We start from the raw sequence: 6,465 nt of genomic DNA, 5'->3' as shown, positions 1-6,465 counted from the left end.
CCTCGCGCCATCAGAGATGTGTATAAGAGACAGGGCCGATGCCGGGGCCGCCGGCGAGGACGACGACGCGGGATTCTCCCTTGTAGTAGCTCCGACCGAAGGGACCGGAGACGCCGAGTTCGTCGCCCGCTTCCAGGTTCACCAGGTGTCGACTGAACGGGCCGGCCTCCTCGGGGTCGAGGCCGACGGTGACCTCGAAAGTTTCCTGCACGTCCGGTGAGGACAGCGTGTAGAAGCGGTCGTACTCCTCGCCGTCGACGGTTCCGGAGAGTTTCACGAACTGGCCGGGGTCGGCCTCGAACCCGTCTGGAGTCTCGAACTCGATGGCGACGGTGTCCGGTCCGACGTCGCGGACCTCGGTGACGACGACTGTGGCGTCCATGTCCTCGGATTCGTCGGCACCGCCGAAGGGTCTTACCATCCCGGCGGCGGTCGAGAGCGGGCGGGGCCCGGGGGCCGAACCGAGAGTCGAACGGCGGGGGGTCGAGCGCGACCGACGACGGAGTTGACGAACGGGGAACGATACCCGAGCGACGTTCGGGAACCGCCCTCGAGCGAGGTAAGAAATGGCTGCACGATTGAGTACAGACCGTGTTTCGGGGAATCGAGTTTTTCACTGTTTTCAGTGCCTTTCAGAAGGCTTTTCATCGGGCCATGGGTACCCCTCACCCACATGCCTGCGGACTTCAACTGGGCCATCGGCGGGGAAGCCGGCGATGGCATCGATTCGACGGGGAAGATCTTTGCCCAGGCACTCTCTCGGGCTGGACGACACGTCTTCACCTCGAAGGACTTCGCGTCTCGTATCCGCGGCGGGTACACGGCGTACAAGGTCCGAACGGCGGTGGACCCGGTGCAGAGCGTCGTCGACAGACTCGACGTGCTCATCGCGCTGACCCCCCGCACCATCGAGGAGAACCTCGACGAACTCCACGAGGGTTCCGTCATCATCTACGACGGTGAGCGGACCACGATGGAGGACGTCGAGATACCCGAGGGGATGATCGGGCTGGAGGTCCCCCTCAAGCGACTCGCCGAGGAAGCCGGTGGGGCAATCATGCGAAACGTCGTCGCGCTCGGCGCGGCGTGCGAAGTCGCGGAGTTCCCCATCGAGAACCTCGACAGCGCACTGGAGAAACGCTTCGGGTCGAAAGGTCAACAGCTCGTCGACAACAACAAGGAAGCGGCCCGGAAGGGCCAGGACTACGTCGGCGACGAGTACGACCACGACTTCGATTACGACCTCGAGACGACCGACGAGGACTACGTCCTCCTGAACGGCGACGAGGCCATCGGGATGGGCGCCATCGCCGCCGGCTGTAAGTTCTACGCCGGCTATCCCATCACGCCCGCGACGGACGTGATGGAGTATCTGACCGGCCGCATCCAGAACTTCGGCGGCCACGTCGTCCAGGCGGAGGACGAACTGTCGGCCATCAACCTCGCCCTCGGGGCGGCGCGGGCCGGCGCGCGGTCGATGACCGCCACCTCCGGGCCGGGCATCGACCTGATGACCGAGACGTTCGGGCTGGTCGCCACCTCGGAGACCCCCCTCGTCATCTGCGACGTGATGCGCTCGGGTCCCTCCACGGGGATGCCGACGAAACAGGAGCAGGGCGACCTGGATATGCTCCTGTACGGCGGTCACGGCGAGATACCGCGGTTCGTCCTCGCGCCGACCACCATCTCCGAGTGCTTCTGGAAGACCGTTGAGGCGTTCAACCTCGCCGAGAAGTACCAGACGCCCGTCTACCTCACCGCCGACCTGTCGCTGGCGGTCACAGAGCAGACGTTCTCCCCCGAGGAGTTCGACATGGACGAGGTCGAAATCGACCGCGGGAAGGTCGTCGACGACGACACCATCTCCGAGTGGCAGAACGAGAAGGGGCAGTTCCAGCCCCACGCCCTCACCGACGACGGCGTCTCGCCGCGCGCGTTCCCCGGCACCGGCGAGGGCGCGCACATGTCCACGGGCCTCGAACACGACGAACTCGGCCGACGGACCGAGGACACGGAGATGCGCATCGAACAGGTCGACAAGCGCAACCGGAAAGTCGAGACGGCGAGGAACGAAGAGGACTGGAGTCCGCGCGAGTTCGGCGACCCCGACTCCGACAACCTCGTCATCTCGTGGGGCTCGAACGAGGGTGCGATGGTCGAGGCCATCGACCTCCTCGAGGAGGACGGCGTCGACGTGCGCTTCCTCTCTATCCCGTATATGTTCCCGCGCTTCGACCTGAACGAGGCGTTCGAGAACGCCGACGAAGTCGTCGTCGTCGAGTGTAACGCCACGGGGCAGTTCGCCGACGTCGTCGAGCACGACACACTTACACGCGTCAAGCGCGTGAACAAATACAACGGTGTCCGGTTCAAGGCGGACGAACTCGCAGAGGACATCAAGCAGACGCTGGAGGCCTGAACTATGAGCTCCGAAATCCGATTCACGGACTTTAAATCCGACAAGCAACCGACGTGGTGTCCCGGATGCGGCGACTTCGGCACCATGAACGGCATGATGAAAGCCCTCGCGAACACCGGCAACGACCCCGACAACACGTTCGTCGTCGCCGGCATCGGCTGTTCCGGTAAAATCGGGACGTACATGCACTCGTACGCCCTCCACGGCGTCCACGGACGCGCCTTGCCCGTCGGCGCGGGCGTCAAACTCGCCAACCCCGACCTCGAAGTGATGGTCGCGGGCGGCGACGGCGACGGCTACTCCATCGGCGCGGGCCACTTCGTCCACGCCGTCCGGCGCAACGTCGACATGACGTACGTCGTGATGGACAACCGCATCTACGGGCTGACGAAGGGGCAGGCGTCGCCCACCTCGCGCGAGGACTTCGAGACGTCCACGACGCCCGATGGACCGCAACAGCCCCCGGTCAACCCGATGGCTCTCGCCCTCGCGTCGGGCGCAACGTTCATCGCCCAGTCGTTCTCCACGGACGCGCAGCGACACGCCGAAATCGTCCAGAAGGCCATCGAGCACGACGGCTTCGGCTTCGTCAACGTGTTCAGCCCGTGCGTGACGTTCAACGACGTGGACACGTACGACTACTTCCGCGACAGCCTCGTGGACCTCGCCGAAGAGGGCCACGACCCGACCGACTACGACGCCGCCAAGGACGCCATCCTCGACGCCGATAAGGAGTTTCAGGGCGTCGTCTGGCAGAACGAGGAATCGGTGCCGTACGGCGAGAAGCACGGCGTCACCGAGAACATGTCCGACGTCGACGAGGGCGCGCCGGAGGGCGCGATGGACCTCGTCCGCGAGTTCTACTGAGCGCGTAGCGCGATTCGGACGCGCCACGTCTCGTCTCTTCCGTTTTCCGCCTCCCGAGCGATTCAGCCGGCGGGTGGGTGATGCCCTGCGTCGCTCAGTCGCTTAGCGCATCCGCGCACTCGGCGGCGAGCGTCTCGGACACGCCCGACAGTCGCACCACGGCCGCCTCGTCCACGTCGACGACGGTCTGTTCGTCCGCGTCGTACGCGATGACGCCGGCGGCGTCGAGTTTCGGGAGGTGCGTGTGGTGCAGTTGAAGTTCGAGGTTCGGTACCGCCCGCGGGGCGCCGGGCGCTCCCGGTCCGGGGGCTGACGCCAACGCATCCATCACCGCGTCGGCCGTTCCGGAGAGAGACATCGGGGCGCGGAGGGCGTCGCCCGCGGCGACGACGGCGCGTCTGAACGGGTGTCGTAAGATCCCGTACATCGCATCTCGTTCCATGAGAGGAGAAGTCACAATTATATCCAAGGTACGCCAATATAAATAGCGACCGTGACCACGGGAGTGACAACACCCCTCGTACCGTCGGACGACGCACGAGCGCGCACCACCGAGGAACGACGCACCGGAGAGCGCCGCGAATCGGCCGCCCGAAGCCGTCACAGCGGTCCCGGCGTCGGCCTCGTCGCCGGCGTGCTCGACACCGAGGGGTGAGCGGTGGCCGAAGGTCTGACGAACGGGGAACGACGAACCCGAAACTAGAACGAAAACCCGAACCGCCGCCGTTACCGCGTCGCCCGGTGTTCGGCCGCGGCGAGCATTCGACTGACGGCGGCGCGTTCGTCTATCGACGCCGGGTGCACCGAGAGGGCGAGGACCACGTCCTCCTCGGACTCGACGACGGCGACGTGGACGCGGACGTCGGCGCGGCCGGCCTCGGTGTCGACGACGCCGGCGTACGTCGTCAGCGTCGTCGTCTCGTCGAGCAGTTCGACCTCCTCCGAAGCGAGTTCGCGGAGGTCGGTGACGTTCTCTACGTTCCCGAGCGTCCGGGCCGTACCGACGAACTCCAACCCCGTGCGCACGAGCGTCGGGTCCGTCGCCCCGCGGAGGGGATTGACCGAGACGCCGCCCACGCGTGCGTTCGGCGTCGTGAGGAGGAGGAACGCCGCCGTCTCGTTCTCGGCGGTCGTCCGCGAGTAGCCCGCGACGTGGCTCGTCACCGCCACCTCGCCGCCGACGCCCGCGACGCCGACGGGGAATCGGAGGGGGACGCTCGTCTCGTTGCCCGCGACGTAACCCTCGCGTTCGTAGGCCGCCGTCGGAACCGACGTGGCGCCGGCGTCCGCGCTGGCGAGCGTTCCGAGGCACCCGGCGAGGGCGACGACGAGGACGACACTGACGAGCGGTACCGACCCACGAAACATACGACCAACACGTCGGGTGCGGGCATGACCGTTTCCCCTCGCGGGGGGCGCCTCCGGTCGGCCGTCAGGCGTCGACCCGTTCGACGTGTAGGCGGTACCGGGCGCCGCAGTCGAGACAGCGGGCGTCCTCGGACTCGATGAGGTGCGTCACCAGCACCTCCCCGAACTCACAGTCCGGACAGTCGTAGACGAGCGAATCGCCGGCGATACGGTGCGCGAACGCGTTGGTGTTGTCGGCCGTCAGTTGTGACATATTTTGTCACCTCGACGAACGTGTCATCGTGTGACGTGGTAAAGTTAGCGACAGTTCGCGCCCCCTGAAAGGAGGCAAGATAGGCGGCGCGAACCGGTGATACGGTTTATTTTTATGACGGGCCGGGAAAAAGAGAGATAACATGCCAGCGGAAGCCTACGATATGGTCGTCGTCGGGGGAGGGACAGCGGGAGCCTTCGCCGCGGCCACAGCGGCGTCGGAGGGACTCGACGTCGTCCTCCTCGAACGGAAATCGGAGGAGGAAGCGGGCCACATCGCCTGTGGCGACGCCATCAAGGGCACGAGCACCTTTCCCGACGTCATCGACCTCGACTACCTGAAAGAGGAGTCGTTCACGAACCAGAACCTCACCCGCGCGGTGTTCGAGAACCCGGTCGGCGACGACCTCGACGTCCCGTTCCGCGCTCCCGGCGCCGTCCTCGACCGGAAGCGCTACGGCGAGATAATCCTCGAAGAGGCCGAACGCCTCGGCACGGAGATGCACTACGACACCGTCGTGCAGGACGTGACGCAGGACGACGACGGCCGAGTGACGGGCGTCCGCGCCAAGCGGAAGGGCGACGTCGTCGAGTACGAAGCCGACGTGACCATCGACGGTGCGGGCGCGCTCTCTATCCTGCAGGACAAAGCCGACTTCTCCGCCAGCCGGTTCGACACGAACGTCTCCTACTCGCAGTTCTGCTCGGCGTACCGCGAGGTCATCGAGGTACCCGAACCGGTCGACTACGACGACGCCATCGTCTTCAAACCGACCGAGGAACTCGGCTACCTCTGGTATTTCCCCCGGACCGCCACGGAGATAAACGTCGGTCTCGGCTTCCAGATGACCGAGGAACCGATGAAACTCGTCGACACGCTCAAGCGGGACATCCGGTCTCGACCCGAGTTGAAAGACGGGACCGTGACAGACAAACTCGGCGCGGCCCTTCCGACGCGCCGCCCCTACGACTCCGCCGTCGCCGACGGCTTCATCGCCGCGGGCGACTCGGCGGGCCACGTCAACCCCACCACCGGCGGCGGCATCCCGGGGGCGGCGAAGTCGGCTCACTGGGCGGCCAAACACGCCGTGCGCGCCATCTCCGAGGGCGACGTGAGCGAGGCGAACCTCTGGGAGTACAACCGCGACGTGATGACGAGTTTCGGCAAGCGCTTCGCCGCTGTCGACCTGTACAACATCTGGGGGATGTCGAACGACGTGGACGAACTGGTGGAGATGGTCTCTTCGGTCCCCGGTCAGCAGTTGATGGACTCGCTCAGCAGCGGTTCCTCGGATATGAGCCTCGGACTCAAACTGGAGACGCTGGTGAAGACGTTCGGCCACTGGGATTCGCTGTACGAACTGTATCGGGTTAGAAAGCGCGCCGCCGAGATAACGCGCCACTACAACGCCTACCCCTCCTCGCCCCGCGGCTTCGACGCGTGGCAGGAGGCGCGCGACGCGGTGATGGACGACCTCTACGCTCTCATCGATGCCGACCCGAAGTACTGACTCTCAACCTCCCTCCGCACCGAAGCGCACGCGACGGCGCGTTTGCGA

7 protein-coding genes and 1 pseudogene are annotated in these 6,465 nt (G+C 65.8%); 4 read left to right on the top strand and 4 right to left on the bottom strand.

The window, feature by feature from the left end; translation table 11 throughout:
- Positions 1 to 31 precede the first annotated feature (31 nt).
- Positions 32 to 382: pseudogene (locus C474_RS18005) on the bottom strand (ferredoxin--NADP reductase); the annotation flags it as partial.
- A gap of 291 nt (positions 383 to 673) precedes the next feature.
- On the opposite strand from C474_RS18005, the gene C474_RS18000 reads away from it, so the two are divergent.
- Both C474_RS18000 and C474_RS17995 read left to right on the top strand, forming a co-directional pair.
- Positions 674 to 2,419: a 2-oxoacid:acceptor oxidoreductase subunit alpha gene (locus tag C474_RS18000; RefSeq protein ID WP_008389367.1), complete on the top strand. Its 1,746-nt coding sequence runs from the start codon at positions 674 to 676 to the stop codon at positions 2,417 to 2,419.
- Positions 2,420 to 2,422: 3 nt separating this feature from the next.
- Positions 2,423 to 3,286 (top strand): 2-oxoacid:ferredoxin oxidoreductase subunit beta, encoded by an 864-nt coding sequence (locus tag C474_RS17995; protein ID WP_008389366.1) that lies wholly within the window; start codon positions 2,423 to 2,425, stop codon positions 3,284 to 3,286.
- Positions 3,287 to 3,380: 94 nt separating this feature from the next.
- Here C474_RS17995 and C474_RS17990 read toward each other — a convergent pair whose 3' ends face one another.
- A complete protein-coding gene (locus C474_RS17990) occupies positions 3,381 to 3,713 on the bottom strand; it encodes a DUF7344 domain-containing protein (RefSeq protein WP_008389364.1) in 333 nt (110 codons plus the stop codon).
- Positions 3,714 to 3,779: 66 nt separating this feature from the next.
- Here C474_RS17990 and C474_RS22420 point away from each other — a divergent pair, with 66 nt between their 5' ends.
- The gene (locus C474_RS22420; RefSeq protein ID WP_160166848.1) at positions 3,780 to 3,941 is read left to right on the top strand and encodes a hypothetical protein; all 162 of its coding nucleotides are present in this window, start codon (positions 3,780 to 3,782) and stop codon (positions 3,939 to 3,941) included.
- A gap of 71 nt (positions 3,942 to 4,012) precedes the next feature.
- Here the strand turns inward: C474_RS22420 and C474_RS17985 are convergent, their stop codons facing one another.
- Positions 4,013 to 4,654: a DUF6517 family protein gene (locus C474_RS17985; protein WP_008389363.1), complete on the bottom strand. Its 642-nt coding sequence runs from the start codon at positions 4,652 to 4,654 to the stop codon at positions 4,013 to 4,015.
- A gap of 64 nt (positions 4,655 to 4,718) precedes the next feature.
- Positions 4,719 to 4,907 (bottom strand): hypothetical protein, encoded by a 189-nt coding sequence (locus tag C474_RS17980; RefSeq protein WP_008389362.1) that lies wholly within the window; start codon positions 4,905 to 4,907, stop codon positions 4,719 to 4,721.
- A 142-nt stretch (positions 4,908 to 5,049) separates the two neighbouring features.
- Here C474_RS17980 and C474_RS17975 point away from each other — a divergent pair, with 142 nt between their 5' ends.
- Positions 5,050 to 6,417 (top strand): geranylgeranyl reductase family protein, encoded by a 1,368-nt coding sequence (locus C474_RS17975; RefSeq protein ID WP_049917154.1) that lies wholly within the window; start codon positions 5,050 to 5,052, stop codon positions 6,415 to 6,417.
- The last annotated feature ends 48 nt before the right edge of the window (positions 6,418 to 6,465 follow it).

This window comes from Halogeometricum pallidum JCM 14848, from assembly GCF_000337095.1.
Taxonomy (GTDB): Archaea; Halobacteriota; Halobacteria; order Halobacteriales; family Haloferacaceae; genus Halogeometricum; species Halogeometricum pallidum.
The sequence above is the reverse complement of the archived record's forward strand: the minus strand, read 5'-3'. Positions and strand labels throughout refer to the sequence as shown.

Bases quoted from the DNA above. Each gene is read 5' to 3' on its own strand.
- C474_RS17985 (WP_008389363.1), bottom strand. From the start codon at position 4,654: ATGTTTCGTGGGTCGGTACCGCTCGTCAGTGTCGTCCTCGTCGTCGCC.
- C474_RS18000 (WP_008389367.1), top strand. From the start codon at position 674: ATGCCTGCGGACTTCAACTGGGCCATCGGCGGGGAAGCCGGCGATGGC.
- C474_RS17990 (WP_008389364.1), bottom strand. From the start codon at position 3,713: ATGTACGGGATCTTACGACACCCGTTCAGACGCGCCGTCGTCGCCGCG.
- C474_RS17975 (WP_049917154.1), top strand. From the start codon at position 5,050: ATGCCAGCGGAAGCCTACGATATGGTCGTCGTCGGGGGAGGGACAGCG.
- C474_RS17980 (WP_008389362.1), bottom strand. From the start codon at position 4,907: ATGTCACAACTGACGGCCGACAACACCAACGCGTTCGCGCACCGTATC.
- C474_RS17995 (WP_008389366.1), top strand. From the start codon at position 2,423: ATGAGCTCCGAAATCCGATTCACGGACTTTAAATCCGACAAGCAACCG.